At 61.0% G+C, this 15,538-nt stretch carries 11 protein-coding genes; 2 read left to right on the plus strand and 9 right to left on the minus strand.

Annotated elements, in window-relative coordinates:
* Nucleotides 1–84: 84 nt before the first annotated feature.
* The gene (locus CLU94_RS08960; protein WP_233516386.1) at nt 85–2,073 is read left to right on the plus strand and encodes a sigma-54-dependent Fis family transcriptional regulator; all 1,989 of its coding nucleotides are present in this window, start codon (nt 85–87) and stop codon (nt 2,071–2,073) included.
* Nucleotide 2,074: 1 nt separating this feature from the next.
* Here the strand turns inward: CLU94_RS08960 and CLU94_RS08965 are convergent, their stop codons facing one another.
* The 7 genes from CLU94_RS08965 to CLU94_RS08995 all read right to left on the minus strand — a co-directional run bounded on the left by CLU94_RS08965 (nt 2,075) and on the right by CLU94_RS08995 (nt 11,735).
* Nucleotides 2,075–3,085 (minus strand): FAD:protein FMN transferase, encoded by a 1,011-nt coding sequence (locus CLU94_RS08965; protein ID WP_099665392.1) that lies wholly within the window; start codon nt 3,083–3,085, stop codon nt 2,075–2,077.
* The gene (locus CLU94_RS08970) at nt 3,075–5,177 is read right to left on the minus strand and encodes a 4Fe-4S binding protein (protein ID WP_257218733.1); all 2,103 of its coding nucleotides are present in this window, start codon (nt 5,175–5,177) and stop codon (nt 3,075–3,077) included. The genes CLU94_RS08965 and CLU94_RS08970 overlap by 11 nt, the downstream gene beginning before the upstream one ends.
* A 57-nt stretch (nt 5,178–5,234) precedes the next feature.
* Nucleotides 5,235–6,395 (minus strand): porin, encoded by a 1,161-nt coding sequence (locus CLU94_RS08975; protein ID WP_257218735.1) that lies wholly within the window; start codon nt 6,393–6,395, stop codon nt 5,235–5,237.
* Nucleotides 6,396–6,682: 287 nt separating this feature from the next.
* Nucleotides 6,683–8,419: a PQQ-dependent methanol/ethanol family dehydrogenase gene (locus tag CLU94_RS08980; RefSeq protein WP_099668224.1), complete on the minus strand. Its 1,737-nt coding sequence runs from the start codon at nt 8,417–8,419 to the stop codon at nt 6,683–6,685.
* A gap of 49 nt (nt 8,420–8,468) precedes the next feature.
* On the minus strand, nt 8,469–8,858 hold the full coding sequence (locus CLU94_RS08985; protein ID WP_034756816.1) for a DUF779 domain-containing protein: 390 nt from the start codon (nt 8,856–8,858) through the stop codon (nt 8,469–8,471).
* Between the two features lie 55 nt (nt 8,859–8,913).
* The gene (gene adh / locus CLU94_RS08990) at nt 8,914–10,434 is read right to left on the minus strand and encodes an aldehyde dehydrogenase (RefSeq protein WP_099665393.1); all 1,521 of its coding nucleotides are present in this window, start codon (nt 10,432–10,434) and stop codon (nt 8,914–8,916) included.
* A 344-nt stretch (nt 10,435–10,778) separates the two neighbouring features.
* Nucleotides 10,779–11,735 carry a beta-propeller fold lactonase family protein gene (locus CLU94_RS08995; protein WP_099665394.1) on the minus strand — a complete coding sequence of 319 codons (957 nt, stop codon included), beginning with the start codon at nt 11,733–11,735 and terminating at the stop codon, nt 10,779–10,781.
* Nucleotides 11,736–11,939: 204 nt separating this feature from the next.
* On the opposite strand from CLU94_RS08995, the gene CLU94_RS09000 reads away from it, so the two are divergent.
* Nucleotides 11,940–14,078 carry a TonB-dependent receptor family protein gene (locus CLU94_RS09000; protein WP_099665395.1) on the plus strand — a complete coding sequence of 713 codons (2,139 nt, stop codon included), beginning with the start codon at nt 11,940–11,942 and terminating at the stop codon, nt 14,076–14,078.
* A 59-nt stretch (nt 14,079–14,137) separates the two neighbouring features.
* Here the strand turns inward: CLU94_RS09000 and CLU94_RS09005 are convergent, their stop codons facing one another.
* Both CLU94_RS09005 and pedF read right to left on the minus strand, forming a co-directional pair.
* The gene (locus CLU94_RS09005) at nt 14,138–14,971 is read right to left on the minus strand and encodes a substrate-binding periplasmic protein (RefSeq protein ID WP_257218737.1); all 834 of its coding nucleotides are present in this window, start codon (nt 14,969–14,971) and stop codon (nt 14,138–14,140) included.
* A 25-nt stretch (nt 14,972–14,996) separates the two neighbouring features.
* Nucleotides 14,997–15,482 carry a cytochrome c-550 PedF gene (gene pedF / locus CLU94_RS09010; RefSeq protein WP_035824926.1) on the minus strand — a complete coding sequence of 162 codons (486 nt, stop codon included), beginning with the start codon at nt 15,480–15,482 and terminating at the stop codon, nt 14,997–14,999.
* Nucleotides 15,483–15,538: the final 56 nt, after the last annotated feature.

A 15,538-nucleotide genomic window follows, 5' to 3' on the forward strand; every position in this document is an offset into this window, starting at 1 on the left:
ATCTGTGACAGGTGCTACATTATGGAACACTCTCGATATTCAAAAGAGCGCCGCAGTACAGGGCCCAACGGAGGCAACGAGATCATGTATCAACCGTCAGCTACTTACCGTAGCGCACCGTTTTCGTCCATCGCGGACGCGAACATTTTGCCGGCAGGACAAGACAACGTCCCCGTCATCATCGAAACTTCCCATCAGCGTTCCGTCGCCTTTGGCCTGTCGCCCACGGCCACGCCCGACTTCACGCCGGCGGGCAAGTCCGACCTGTCCTTGCTGATCGAGCAAAACCGCATGCTGCACACGCACGCGCTGCCGGCCATGGAAACCCTGTACCAGCAAATCGTCAACACGCACAATATGGTGATTCTCACGGATGCCAACGGCGTGATCGTGCATTCGCTGGGCGACGATGATTTCCTGGAGAAAGCCAACCGGGTCGCCCTGCAGCCAGGCGTAGCATGGTCGGAACAAAGCCGCGGCACGAATGCCATCGGCACGGCCATCACGGAAAAAGTACCGACTTTGGTCCATGCGGACCAGCATTACCTGGCCGCCAATCATTTTTTGACGTGCTCCGCGGCACCGATCACCGACCACCGGGGCAACGTCATCGGCGTGCTGGACGTCTCGAGCGACCAACGCAGTTTCCACAAGCATACGATGGCTCTCGTGCGCATGTCGGCGCTGATGATCGAAAACCAGTTGTTTTCCGCCACGTTCGAGGATGCCATCACCGTGCACTTCCACGCGCGCCCCGAATTCATCGGCACCTTAATGGAAGGCATCGCCTCGTTCACGCCGGGCGGACGGTTTTTATCCGCCAATAAAAACGGCTTATTCCAGCTGGGCCTGTCATTTGCCGCACTGCAATCACATACCTTCAGCTCCCTGTTCGGCTTGCCCGTGTCTGCCCTGTACGACCATTACCGCACGGCAGCCCCCGGTTTGCTGAACCTGTGCATGCACAGCGGCGTGCGCGTATATGGGCGCGCGCAGTTGCGCCTGTCCAATAGCGTCTTCCAGCACGGCTTTACTGCCAGCACCGACCATAGCGATATCAACGCCGTGCCGGCACAGGTTCCCGCGTCCGCCAGCCATGCGGCCAACGCGGCGCGGCGCCTGTCCGGCTTGCGCTACCTGCGCACGGGCGATCCGCAACTGGAACTGGTGATCGAAAAGGTCAACAAGGTGCTGGGGCGCGACATCCCCATCCTCGTCATGGGCGAAACGGGGACCGGCAAGGAATTGCTGGCGCAAGCCATCCACAACGACTCGCCGCGGGCCATGGGACCGTTTATCGCCGTCAACTGCGCCTCGATCCCGGAAACCCTGATCGAATCCGAACTGTTCGGCTATGAAGACGGCGCCTTTACGGGCGCGCGCAAGAAAGGCGCGATCGGCAAGATCCTGCAAGCCAATGGCGGCACCCTGTTCCTCGATGAAATCGGCGACATGCCGTTTGGCTTGCAGGCGCGGCTGTTGCGCGTGTTGCAGGAACGCATGGTCACGCCCCTGGGCAGCAGCAAATCGATCACCGTCAACGTGGAACTCATTTGCGCCACGAATCACAACTTGCGCGAACGCATGGCCAAGGGACTGTTTCGCGAAGACTTGTATTACCGCCTGAATGGCCTGGTGGTAAAACTGCCGCCGCTGCGCGAACGCACGGACCTGGACACGGTCGTGAAAAAAATCCTCGCAACGGAAGCGCCCGACACGCGCTACACGGTGGCGCCGGACATCTTGCGCATGTTCCACCAGCATAAATGGCCGGGCAATTTCCGCCAGCTGACCAATCTCTTGCGCACGGCCATCGTCATGGCCGGCGACGAGCATGAAATCTGTTTGCGCCACATGCCTGATGATTTCCTCGACGATATTGAGATGACGCAAGCGACTGCCGCCAGCGCCAGCACGGACCGCATGATCGCCGCCGGCGCCAACCTGGAAGAGATGGAGCAAAGCGTGATCCTCAAGTCGCTCGATGCCCACGGCGGCAACGTCTCGGCCACGGCGCGGGCACTGGGCGTGTCGCGCAACACGATCTATCGCAAGGTGCCGCACCTGAAATAGCCTAGAGTAAACGGGAAAAGCCAGGCGACATCGCGCGCCGGCCCCGCTTGTCGATGGTCATCAGGTCGACGCCCTCCATGTGCGCGGCCATGGCATGCGCGCGTGCGGCTCCCGTGACCATGAAGGTGGTCGACAAGCCATCGGCCAGCAAACCCGTGGGCGCCAGCACGGTCACGCTGGCCAGTTCACGCGGCGAATCGCCCTTCGATGGGTCGAAGATGTGGTGATGCGCGAAGTCGGGCGTGAACGTGCATTCGTAGTCGCCCGACGTGGCCACGCTGCGCCCCTCCACTTTCAAGGTGGCCGCCAGGATTTCCGCGTCGCGCGGATCCTGGATGCCCAAGGTCCACGGACGGCGCACGGAGCGCTGCCCACGCGCAACGAATTCGCCCGTATCGAGCAGCGCGTGCCGTATGCCGCGCGCCTGCACGGCTGCCAGCGCCATGTCCGCCGCGTAGCCTTGCGCCAGGCCATTCAAGGTCAGCGCCATGCCAGGCTGCAGAAAACGCACTTCCCGGCTATCCCACGCCAGTTGCCGCCAGCCTACCCGCGCCTGCGCCGCGCGGCGCAAGGTGTCCGTCGGCAAGCTTGCCTGGTCTGCCGCCGCGCGAAACAGCTGCCATAAAGGTTGCACCGTGATATCAAACGCCCCATCGCTCCATTGCGACAAGGCATGCGCCTGCGTCAGCACGGCCAGCAAATGCGCATCCGGCCGGGCCAGGCGGCCGTCGCGGTTCAGCTGGAAGACTTGGCTGGCCGGGCTGTAAATGCTCATCAGGCGGTCGATATTCCTCGCTGCATGCAAGGCGTCCTCGATGGCCAGTTCGGCCTGGCGCTGATCGTGGTGCAACACGGTGACGGCGATGGTCGTGCCAAACGCCAGCGCGGCACCGCGATAAGGGCGCACGCCGGATGCCGTGGCCGTGCCCCGCGCCATGCTGCCCGGCAAAGACAAGCCCGCCATGCCGGCCACGCTGCCGATGGCGGCGGAAATAAAGGTTCTACGCTGCATTGCTGCTCTCCTCTGGCGTGGCCCGGGCGATGGGAATGGTGCGGGCACGCTTGATTTCCAGCATCAACGGTGCGCATTTTTCATCGCTGGCGTAAATCACCACGCAATCCATGCACTGGAAACACTCGCCATAATCGACTTTCCCGCCAGGCGCGATGGCGTGGTACTCGCAACGGTGACGGCAAGTCTGGCAAGGCGTGCCGCACTCCTTGCGACGGGGAATCCAGTTGAACAGGCGAAAACGTCCCAGCAGCGCCAGCGCCGCGCCAAACGGACACAGGTAGCGGCAAAAAAATTTGTAGGAAAAACCACTGAGCAGCAGCAAGCCCGCGGCATATGCGACGAACGGCCAGGCCCGCACGAAGTTCAGGGTAATCGCCGTCTTGAACGGTTCCAGTTCCACCAGCTTGTCCGTGATCTGGCTGGAAAACACGCTGCTGCCAAGAATGGCCGCCAGCAAGCCATACTTGATCCATTTCAAGCGCCCATCCAGGCGCGGCTTGATTTTCCATTGAGGCAAGCGCAGCCACTGGCCCAGCTTGCCAGTGAGTTCCTGCAGGGCGCCAAACGGACACAGCCAACCACAAAACGTGCCGCGCCCCCAGATCAGCAGGCTGAGCAGCACGAACGCCCACAGGATCACCGTCATCGGGTCGAACAGGAAAAAGCCCAGGCTGCGCCCGGCCAGCAGGGCCTGGATGACGCCTGTGATGTTGACGATCGATAACTGCCCTTGTGCGTAATAGCCGATGAAGCCCACCGCAAACAACAGGAAAAGGCGGCGGAACCAGACAAATTGGCGGCCATCGCGCACGAGGCGTTTCTGCCAGGCCAATGCGCCGGCCAGCAGCGCCAGCCCGGCGAGCAACAGCAACAATTCCGTCTTGCGCCCTTTCCACGTGCCGCGCCACGTGGCATCGTCGCCTTGCGGCGCCGTGTAAAAATCGGCCGGCAGGCGGTAATTGACATCCACGTTGCGCGCGATGCGTTCCGGATACACGATGCCCTTGCTGCGCGTGATCGGTAGGGTAAAAGCCAGCGGACTGGCCGCATCGAGCCCCGCCTGGCTGATGACGCGCAAGACGGCGACATTTTCCGTCGGCAACAGCGTCGTATCCGCCAATTGCAATTCCAGGTCCAGGTCGCGCATGTCGATGGGCAAGCCATCCTGCTTCAGCAATAGCCGGTCCGGCACCGTGCCGCGCACGAAATCGTCGCCCAGCACGCTGTAGCGACCACGCGACATGACGAGGATGGCGTGGTCGCCTTCGTCCAGCCGGTTGCGCAATTTGTTCCAGCTGCGTTCCGTCAACAGATTGCGCCCCACGCTGGGCACGGACACATACGCCAGGTACAGGTCGATAAACACTTCATCCGGCGCGCGCGTGGCTTCCGCATCGAGTCCCGCGCCGGGGCTGCCGGCAAACAGGCTTTCAATCTCCTTGTTGCTCAAGCGCAGATGCTGGATCAAGCCCTGCTTTAACATTTGCGCGACATCAAGCTTTTCGAACACGTCCATGCGGATGCGCGCGATCTGGTCCGGGTCACGGCCTTGCGCAAAGCCCAGTTTTTTACGCGACACTTTCAAGGCCGAGGCCAGCACGCTCTGGTTGATGATACGCACGGAAGCCGTGGCCTTCGACACGCCATCGATATCGGCATGGGTGGCATCCGTGGCGCGTTTCTTCCTGGCATCGATAGCGATATTCTGCTTCAGCGACAGTCCCTGATACTGTTTGACGAACTGAAATAAAGGCGCTTCGCCCAGGCCATCGAGAAACACGGGTTCGTGCTGCGACAGCACGGCCACGTCCAGAAAACTCCCTTGGGGATTGATAGCGATCAATAAATTGACGGGAACACCGGAAAAGCCGGGGATCGGCGCCAGGTCCACGGATTCAAAAACGTAACCGACCAGCTCCGTGGCCGTGGCGTTTTGCCGGAACAATGGCCAGACGGGCAAGTCGGTCTCCTTGTCGCCCACGACGATGGGAGCAGGAAAGCGCCGAGCCAGCTCGGCCTTGGCGAGCACGCCCGCCCACGCCTGTCCCAGGATAAACAGGAATAGCCAGCATCCGATGAACAACCGCATTATCCGCATGCATTGCGCTCCGTGCGGCGCCTTGTCGCAAGGCGCCGCGTTCATGTATTAGAAGAAAATAATGCCGCCCAGGGACACGCCATTCATCTTCGCTTCGCCGCCCGTAAATCCTTTCGAGCGCGTCTGGCCCAGTTCGCCCACCAGGGTGATCGCGCTGTTGAGCGAGTAATACGCGCCCAGGGTCAGGTTGGCGTTCGACTTCAAGCCGCCCGTGCCGGCCGTGTTGTCGTCGTTCTTGCTGATGCCGTAGGACAAGCCCAGTTTCAGCTTGTCTGTCGTCTTGTACGTGCCTTGCAGCAGCCAGTTCTTCGACTTGGTATCGCCCTGGTCCGCATCGGACAAGATGCCCAGCCCCTTGCCGCCCTGGAAGTTGAGCAGCACGCCAGCCGGGCCCATCTGGTACGAACCGCCCACTTCCACGCCGCGCATGGTCAAGTCATCGACGCCCGGCGTTTTCGACGTGAATTTTTGCGACTTCACGCCCAACCAGGCTTTCAAGCCTTCCTGCGCATACGTCAGCTGCGCCTGCACTTGCGGACTCGACTTTGAAGAATAGGTCGAGCCTGCCACGATGGGCGTATCGGAGACGGGGCTGACCAGCGCCACATCGGCGCCAAAGCCGCCCGACTTCGGCGAGCTGTACATGATCTGGCCATAGTTGCCCAGATAGGTGTAGCCGGCGCCGATATGGCCCAGGGTCACCCGGCCCCGCTGCGTCGCCTGCACGGGTGCGCCCGAGCCCAGCAAGGTCATGTCGGACAAAATCGCATTCGCGCCGAAGATGCCATAGTCGCGGCCCAGCTTGAAAGTGCCCATGTGTTCATTGCCAAACGTAAAGAATGCCTGGCGCACATCGACCACGCTGTTCTGGCTGATGGCGCTGTCCGTGGCCGTCGAGTTGTAGATGCCGATCAAGGCTTTCACGTCGTACTCGCCCAGCCGCGAACTTGCCGAGGTGATCAAGCCATTCGGCAGCAAGCCGTTGCCGATGGTCGTACGGTCTTTCTCGCCGCCGCAACCGAGCGCCTGGCCGCCCAGCGCCAGCCCGCCCACGGCATCGCCCGAACACGACACTTGCGTGTAATAAGCGTTGACGATGCCGCCCACCGACACGGTCCAGTCGCCAGCCTTGATATCGACGGCGTGTGCCTGTCCCACCGCTGCGATTGTCATGACACCCAGGCTCCCCAGCTTGATCAATGTATTCATTGCTTCTCCTCTTTCTTCTCTGTTTTTAGTGTGCACACCAGTGATTGATGTACCTCAAGCTTTGGCAATAAGCGTGCCCAGCAAGGCTCAGAGGGAGAAAGAGAAAAAGCACATTTAACGTGTGCAACGGCGGATCAATCGCCACTGATAGTGTTCATTTTTTGACCGCAAGTTTGCATCGCGGGCATCCAGGTAAACAAAAAACTGACGGCCTGGGCCGTCAGCAAAAAGAAAACACCCGGCGGACAGGGAGACACCCATCCGAGTGGCCCGGATGCTTCACCCCGTTACTTCGATGCCAGCTTGAAGACCCACACAGAACCGCCCTGTTCCAGGAAGTTGACCTTCTTCGCCACCTCGCCGCCCCACAGCGGCACGGCGCCACCCCAGCCGGAAACGACGGCCACATATTGCGTGTCGCCATCCTGCCAGGTGACGGGCGGCGCCACGACGCCGGAGCCCGTCTGGAATTTCCACAATTCCTTGCCCGTCTTCGCGTCGACGGCTTTCAGGAAGCCTTCCGGCGTGCCGTAGAACACCAGGTTGCCGGCGGTACTCATCACGCCGCCCCACAGCGGCGCGTTGTTCTTGATTTCCCAGACGATCTTGCCCGTCTTCGGATCGACGGCGCGCATGGCGCCGATGTAGTCGTCAAACAATGGCTTGATGGTGAACCCCGCGCCGAGGAAGGCGCCGCCCTTCTTGTAGCTGATCGGCTCGTTCCAGATATCCATGCCCCATTCGTTCGCGGGAACGTAGAACAGCTTGGTTTGCGGCGAGTACGCCATCGGCATCTGGTTTTTGGCGCCGAGGAAAGCGGGCGCGGCAAACACGGTCGTGCCCTTCTTGCCTTCCTCTCCCTTGGTGGGGTCGCCAGGCCGGCCGGCGGCAATGAAATTCGGCCGGCCCGTCTTCAGGTCGATGCTGCTGGCCCAGGTGATTTTCTTCACGAATGGAAAGGCGTTCTGCAGCTTGCCCGTGTTGGCGTCGATCACATAGAAGAAGCCGTTGCGGTCGGCCTTGCCGCCGTAGCGCTTGCCATCCATGTCGAAGGTGACGAACTCGTTGGCGCCATCGAAATCCCAGGCATCGTTCGGCGTATTCTGATACGCCCACTTGATCTGGCCCGTTTTCACGTCCAGCGCCACGGTGGATGACGAGTACAGGTTGTCGCCGGGACGCAAGTGGCTGTTCCACGGCGCCGGGTTGCCCGTGCCAAAGTAGGCGAGCTTGGTTTGCGGATCGTAGGTGCCGCCCATCCAGGTCGAGGCGCCGCCCGTTTTCCACAGGTCGCCCGGCCACGTCTTGTTCGCCGTGCCGGACACGCCGTTGTCGATGGCCTTGCCGTCCTTGTCGTAGCGGTGACCCATATGGCCCTCTACCGTCGGACGGCTCCACACGAGGTCGCCCGTCATCGGATTGCGCGCTTCCACCCGGCCGACGATGCCGAATTCCCCGCCCGACACGCCCGTCAGCAGCAAGCCTTCGGCGATCAGCGGCGCGGCCGTCATCGAGTAGCCGGCCGCGTAATCGTCCACTTTTTCTTTCCAGACGATCTTGCCCGTATTCTGGTCCAGCGCCACCAGGTAGGCGTCCAGGGTACCGAAGATCACCAGGTTGCCATACAGGGCTGCGCCGCGGTTGACCACGTCGCAGCACGGCATGATGCCGTCCGGCAAGCGATGCTCATATTTCCACAGCTTGGCGCCCGTTTTCAAGTCGACGGCAAAGATGCGCGAATACGATGCCGTGACGAACATCTTGCCGTTGTGAATCAACGGCTGCGATTCCTGGCCCCGCTGTTTTTCGCCGCCGAACGAGAACGACCAGGCCGGCACCAGCTTGGCCACGGTCTTGTCATTGATCTGCGTCAATGGCGAATAGCGCTGGCCTTGCGTGCCCATGCCAAACGACAGGACGCTGGCCGGATTCTTCGCCGTGCTGTCGAGCATGGCATTGGTGACATTGCCCACGTCGGCCGCCTGGGCCAGCGATGCCAAACCCAAACTGATGAGTATCCCCATGATTTTTTTCTGCACAATCATCTCCCTCTGTTTTATTAGTATGTGTGTATCAAGTCTTGCGGTGCTCATGCGGCTGGGCATGCAACAGCGCGCACTCTTCATCGGTGAACAGGCGCGAGCGCGTCAAAAAGCGCTTGCCCGTGCCGTTGTCGAGTGAAAACATGCCGCCATTGCCATCGACCACATCGATAATCAACTGGGTATGCTCCCAGTACTCGAATTGCTCGAGTCCCATGTAGAACGGTGTGCCATTCAAATTGCCGAGATAAATGTCGGTGTCGCTGACATCGAACTCGCCCAGCGCGTAGCACATGGGCGCACTGCCGTCGCAGCAGCCGCCCGACTGGAAAAACATCAGCGGGCCGTGACGCTGGCGCAACTTGTCCATCATTTCCAGCGCCGCATCGGTGGCGACCACCCGGGCAATTGCTGCACTCATGGCATCCCTTTCTGCGCGCCGCGCCTGGACTGCAGGCGCGGCGCCTGTTGCCGGTTTAGAAGAAGCCCAGCGCTTTCGGGCTATAGCTCACCAGCAAGTTCTTCGTTTGCTGGTAATGGTCGAGCATCATCTTGTGGTTTTCGCGGCCGATACCCGATTGCTTGTAGCCGCCGAACGCGGCGTGGGCCGGATACAGGTGGTAGCAATTGGTCCACACGCGGCCCGCCTGGATGGCGCGTCCCATGCGGAAGGCGCGCGAACCGTCGCGCGTCCACAGGCCGGCGCCCAGGCCGTACAAGGTATCGTTGGCAATCGCCAGCGCGTCGGCCTCATCCTTGAAGGTGGTCACGGACACGACGGGTCCGAAGATCTCTTCCTGGAAGATGCGCATCTTGTTATTGCCCTTGAACACGGTCGGACGCACGTAATAGCCGCCTTCCAGGTCGCCCGCCTGCGTGTTGCGCTCGCCACCGGCCAGCACTTCCGCGCCTTCCTGGCGGCCGATGTCGAGGTAGGACAGGATTTTCTCCAGCTGCTCCTGCGACGCCTGGGCGCCGATCATGGTGGCAGAGTCGAGCGGATTGCCCTGCTTGATGGCAGCCACGCGTTTCAAGGCCCGTTCGATGAATTTCTCGTAGATCGATTCCTGGATCAGCACGCGCGATGGGCAGGTGCACACTTCGCCTTGATTCAGCGCAAACATCGCAAAACCTTCCAGGCACTTGTCGAAATAATCATCGTCGGCATCCATCACGTCTTCAAAGAAGATGTTCGGCGACTTGCCGCCCAGTTCCAGGGTGACGGGAATCAGGTTTTGCGCCGCATAGCCCATGATCAGACGGCCCGTGCCCGTTTCACCCGTAAAGGCGATCTTGGCGATGCGCTTGCTCGACGCCAGCGGCTTGCCCGCTTCCAGGCCGAAACCATTGATGATGTTCAGCACGCCAGGCGGCAGCAAGTCGCCGATCAGCTCGATCAACACCATGATGGAAGCCGGAGTCTGCTCGGCCGGTTTCAAGACGACGCAATTGCCGGCGGCCAGGGCTGGCGCCAGTTTCCACACGGCCATCAGGATAGGGAAATTCCACGGGATGATCTGGCCCACGACGCCCAGCGGCTCATGGTAGTGATAGGCATAGGTTTCCGCATCGATTTGTGCGACGGAACCTTCCTGGGCGCGGATGCAGCCGGCGAAGTAACGGAAATGGTCGATGGCCAGCGGAATGTCGGCATTCATCGTTTCGCGGATCGGCTTGCCGTTGTCGATGGTTTCCGCCGTGGCGATCAGGCTCAGGTTCTGTTCGATGCGGTCGGCGATGCGGTTCAGGATATTGGCGCGCTCGGCAGGCGAAGTCTTGCCCCATGCCTCCTTGGCGGCGTGCGCGGCGTCCAGCGCCAGCTCGACGTCTTCCGTCGTGGAACGGGCGATTTCGCAAAACGGCAAGCCCGTGATCGGGGTGATGTTAGGAAAGTATTCACCTTTTACTGGTGCAACGAATTTGCCGCCGATGTAATTGTCATAGCGTTGTTTGAAGGGATTGGCTACGCCCAGTTTGCTGATGTCTGCGAGATTCATGTCGTCCTCTATCGGGTTAATTAGAATGGAAATACTTAATTAAAATCAAACGTCCTGGTACAGATGGGGTGAGTACACGGAGTCTTCCGCAAATGCCGTGCCAGCTCGCCGTCCCACTACAAACTTAGCCGGTTTTGCCCCCGTTACAAGGGCGTGGCGTCAATCCCGGCCCGCTTTTCAGCGCATGCCCCGGACTTGGGTGGGGGCGTGGCTCTGTTTGCGTTTTGAACAAGGTGGCGGCATCCTGTTCCAATCCGGGCCAGCCCTGCTTTGCCGCCACGCCGCCGCTGCACAATGGAACAGGTGTACCAGACTGGAACACCTGCGCCTGTGCCATGAAGGAATCAACGAATCACCACGCCCCATGGCAATTCACCCACGGCAATATCGGCCACCTTGCGCGCGCTGGCCGTGTCGATGACGGACACGCTGTTCGAGCGGCCATTGGCCACGTACAGCTTGGCGCCGTCCGGCGTGATGGCCATGTTCCACGGGCGCTTGCCGACGCCAATCGTGGCCGTGACCTGATTGCTGGCCGTGTCGATCACCATCACCGTTCCGTCGATGCCGTTCGAGACATACACCTGTTTGCCGCCGGGATGGACGGCGATGCCATTCGCATTCTTGCCCGCTGGAATGGTGGCAATCGCCTTGCGCGCGGCCATGTCGATCACGTAGACGGCATTGACCAGTTCGCACGCCACGTAGGCGCGGCCCGAGTCCGGACTGAAACCGATGCCGCGCGGCCGCAATCCCACGGCGATGGAAGCGACCTGGCGGCGTTGCGCCACATCAATGACATCGACTTGCTCCGCCTCTTCCGCGCTGACCAGCAGCCAGCGCCCATCCGGGCTGAAGACGGCGTGTTCCGGATTGCGTCCCTGCACCTTGATATCGGCGAGCAAGGTACCTGTCTGGCCATCGAGCAAGGCCACGCTATTGTTTTCCTCGACGGCAACGGCCACGTGACTACCGTCTTGCGAGGCACTGACGCCTTCGGGCGACTTGCCCAGCGCCACCGTGCGCACGGGCGCGCCGCCAGCATTGTCGATCAGCAGCAAGGCGCTGCTGGCGGCATCCGTGACAAACAATTGCCGCCCGGCGGGGTCGGCGGCGATGCCACGCGGACGCTTGCCTGCGGCGATCTGGCGCACCACCTGGTCGGTCGCCGTGTCGATCACGCTCAAGGTGCCCGACTTTTCATTGGGAACGTAGGCAAAAGGAGCGGCCTGGACAGCGGTGCTGGCGAGCGCCGGCAGCAGCCAGCACACCTGGCGCAAGCGCGAGAAGAAGTTGGGCATAATCACCTTTTCAATGGCAAAACGAGGGAAAAGCGCGCCGCATCGGCGCCTCTGACAATTACCGTATGCAAACGCCGTGCCACTGACACGCGTATAATTTCAGCCCACCAATGGAGACATGGCAGGCATATTGCTTGATACACCTACGCAGACCTGTACCGCGCACGCGATCAAGCAGGCTTTTATTCACATTGGAGAATCCGCATGCAGCATCGTTTCCGCCTGAACACCATCGCCAGCCTGTTTGTCGCCGGCAGCGCCACCCTCGCCCCCCACGTCTTTGCCGCCGAGGCAGCTGCCCCGGCCAACGGACAATTCATGGATACGGTGGTCGTCAGCGGCAGCCGCATCGCCCACCCCAGCCAGGAAGTGCCGGCGTCCATCGACGTGGTCGACAGCGCGCGCATCCAGGATGGCCAAATCCGCGTCAACGCGTCGGAAGCGCTGGCCGCCGTGCCGGGCCTGGTCGTGCAAAACCGCCAGAACTACGCACAAGACTTGCAAATCTCGTCGCGCGGCTTCGGCGCCCGCTCGGCCTTCGGCGTGCGCGGCGTCAAGCTGATCAGCGATGGCATTCCCGCCAGCATGCCCGACGGCCAGGGCCAGGCCGCCACCTTCAACCTCGATACGGCCGAGCGCATCGAAGTGCTGCGCGGACCGTTTTCTGCCATCTACGGCAACCATTCGGGCGGCGTGATCCAGCTGTTTTCCAAGGATGGACAAAATCCCCCTTCCGTCGAACTGAATGTGACGGGCGGCAGCTACGGCACCAGCAAGGTGGACTTGACGGCGCAAGGCCAGGCAGGCGGCATCGGCTACGTGCTCGACGGCTCGCGCTTCCGCACGGACGGCTTCCGCGACCACAGCGCCGCCACGCGCGAACAAGCGTTCGGCAAGATCACCGTCAAGCCCACCGCGGACAGCAAGCTGACCATCGTCGCCAACAGCTTGCACCAAGGCAACACGCAAGATCCGCTGGGCGCCACTTGGCCCACGTTTGCCGCCAACCCGCGCGCCGGCGAAATCGACACGACGGACACGCAAAACCCGAAACGCACCCTGGCCGACCGCTACAACACCCGCAAGAGCATCGACCACCAGCAGATCGGCGCCACTTATGAACAGTCGTTCGGCGATGACCGCCTGCACGTGATGGTGTATGGCGGCAACCGCGACGTGATCCAGTACCAGGCGTTTACCAAGGGATTCCAGGCGCCGCCCAGCCATTCGGGCGGCGTGGTCGATTTCCAGCGCCAGTTCTATGGCATCGACACCAACTGGCTGCACGTGAACCAGCTGGCCGGAGGCAAGCTGAGCACGACTATCGGCATCGACTATGGCCGCTCCAGCGACGACCGTACCGGCTATGAAAATTTCATTGGCAATAGCTTTGGCGTAAAAGGCAAGCTGCGCCGCGACGAGCAGGATGTCGTCTCCAGCCTCGATCCGTATATCCAGGCGGAATGGCAAGGCGGCCCGTGGCTGCTCAGCGCAGGTATGCGCTACAGCAAGATGAAAGTGGCTGTCGACGACCATTTCCTCAGCAACGGCAACGATAGCGGCAGCCTGGAATTCAGCCACACGACGCCCGTGCTGGGCCTGCTGTATAAACTGACGCCGAACGTCAACGTCTACGCCAGCGCCGCGCGCGGTTTCGAAGCGCCCACCCTGAATGAACTGTTTTACTCGGGCACAGGCGGCGGCTTCAATTTCAACTTGAAGCCCGCCACCAGCACCAACCTGGAAGCCGGTGTCAAGGCCAGGATCGCCAACAACACGCACGTGAATGCGGCCTTGTTCCAGATCAAGACCAACGACGAACTGGTGGTCGACAAGTCCAGCGGCGGGCGCACCAGCTATCGCAATGGGGGTAAAACCTTGCGCCAGGGCATGGAAGTGTCGCTGGATTCGAACCTGCCATATGGCTTCACGACCAAAGTGGCGCTCACCAGCCTGCATGCCGTGTATGACCAGGCATTTGGCGGCGTGCGCGAAGGCAGCCGCTTGCCGGGCGTACCCAGCGCCAACCTGTTTGCGGAGCTGGCCTGGAAAGATACGTTCGACCGCTTTGGCGCAGCGCTGGAAAGCGTGGCCAGCAACCAGGTCTACGCGGAAGACAGCAACATCGAAAAACCGGCGCCCGGCTACACGGTATTCAATGCGCGCGTCAACGCCAGGCAAAACGTGGGCAATTGGCGCTTCAAGGAGTTTGCCCGCCTGAACAACCTGTTCGACAAGACCTACGTGGGTTCCGTCATCGTCGGTGACAGTAACAAGCGCTACTATGAAGCGGCGCCGGGACGCAATTGGTTGCTGGGCGTCAGCGCCCAATATAGTTTCTAAAACTAAAAAGCCCGCGCCTCTTCCGATGCGCGGGCTTTATTGTCATTCAACATGGCCTGCTACGGCCGTGCTTCCTTCACCCCATATTTCTCGAAGATGGCTTTCAATTCGCCGCTGGCCGCCATTTCGTTCATGGCTGCCTGCAGCAACTTGCCCACGTCGAGCTGCTGGCGGCTGACGGCCAGGCCCACCGCCCAGCCCGCACGCGGCAGGCGGGCGAACGCCACTTCGCTCATGGGGAAAGCGGGATCGCTTTTCAGTACCGATTCGATTTCCGAACGGTTGGCCAGCACGGCGTCGAGCTTGCCCGCCTGCAATTGCTGCAAGGCTTCGGCTGCCGTATCGAAGATGCGCACGTCGTCGCGGTACTTGCCATTGTCTTCGCCCAGCATCAGCATGGCCGCGATCGACACCTTTTCCACGCCGATGCGCTTGCCGGCCAGCGAGGCGACGCCATCGAATTGCGGCACGGCTTGCGCACTGCGCGCCAGGCGCACGGTTTCCACATAGTATGGCGCGAAGATCTCGACCTTGTCGTTGTCCGCCATCAACCTCTTGTCGACCGGCACATGCAACATCACATCGGCGGGGCCATAACCGAGGTAATGTCCCTTCCACACCATATTGCGCAAATCGTCGTTGAGGTTTTCGCCGGCGGGAAATGGCAGCAAGCTCAGTTTCAGCCCCAGCTTTTTCGCCAGCGCTTCGGCAATATCGATATCGATGCCCGTACCCTTGTCGGAAAACGGCGCGAATTCGTTGTACACAGCCACTTTCAGGCTGCCCGACTGCTGCACCTTTTGCCAGTCGGCGCGCGCCGGCGCGGTGGCGCACAGCGCCAGGCAAGCGAGCGAGATCATCGCGCGCGCGCCCCGGAATTGAATTGAACGCATGGGACTCCTTTGTGATCAGTTCGACTTAATTCGATTCGCGGCGCGTTTCCAGGTAAGTCTTGATGGCCCACATGGCTTCCTGGTTGAACACGCCTTCGAACGGCGGCATGTACACGGCCCCATTGCGCACTTTACCGTGGCGGATGGTAGTCAGGTAGTAATTGTCCGTTTCCTTGTAGCACGCCTGTTTCTTTGTCTCATTCTTGATACCGAAGCAATCACGGTCCAGCTGGCGCAAGTCGGGCGCGATGCCGCCGGAGATGGCTTCGATGCCGTGGCAACGGGCGCAATTCTGGTTGTAGGCCGATGTGCCCACCGTCAAGGCCAGTTTGTTGCCCCGATACGGGTTTTGCTCGAGCCACTTGTCGCCCACCTTGGGCAAGCCCGTGGTATCGACGCCTTGCGGCGTGACATTGCCGTGCGCATAGGCATGCGGCAAGGTCAGCAGGGACGTGAGGGCAACGGCGCCGGCGGCGGCCACGCCGAGCAGGGTACGAATGGAATAGGTCATGCTGGTCTCCTTGGTTTTTTAGTCAATACCAAAGAAGAGCAAATGCCATGCCATGC

This window comes from Janthinobacterium sp. 13 (assembly GCF_002749695.1).
In the GTDB taxonomy this organism is placed as follows: Bacteria; Pseudomonadota; Gammaproteobacteria; order Burkholderiales; family Burkholderiaceae_D; genus Janthinobacterium; species Janthinobacterium kumbetense.